Below are 501 nucleotides of genomic sequence, written 5' to 3'. Positions count from 1 at the left end.
ACCCTGGGCGGCGCCCTCCAGTCCGTCCACGCCGACGGCTTCACCTGGGACGCCGGCCCGTCGTCGACCCTCCTGCCCGCGGTCGTGCGTGACCTGTTCCGCAAGTCGGGCCGCCCGCTCGAGCGCGAGCTGGACCTCCAGCCGCTCGACCTCGTGCGCGAGCACCGGTTCGCCGACGGCTCAAGCCTGCGGCTGCCCAGCGGCTCACGAGCGGCGCAGGTCGCAGCCTTCGACGAGCTCGGCGGGCTGGGGAGTGCGTGGGCGGCGTACGTCGACGAGCGCGGCCACGACTGGGAGGTGCTCCGACGCGGCTACCTCGAGCAGCCCTGGGACCGTGACCTCTCGCCCCGCGACCTGACCGACCTGCTCGAGGGCCGCGAGGTGCTGCACAAGCGCCTGCGGAGGACCTTCAAGGACGAGCGTGCCCGGCTCGTCGCCGGTCACCCGTTCGTCGCCGACGGCCACGTCCTGCGCAACGTGCCGGTGTGGATGGGCGTCGTG

1 pseudogene is annotated in these 501 nt (G+C 73.9%); it reads left to right on the top strand.

Annotated features, from left to right (window positions below):
- Positions 1–501 (top strand): annotated as a pseudogene (locus ACU8YE_RS24480) (hypothetical protein); the annotation flags it as partial.

Source organism: Ralstonia sp. VS2407, from assembly GCF_052950655.1.
Note: the sequence above shows the minus strand (reverse complement) of the source record. Positions and strands in the feature narration are given on the sequence as shown.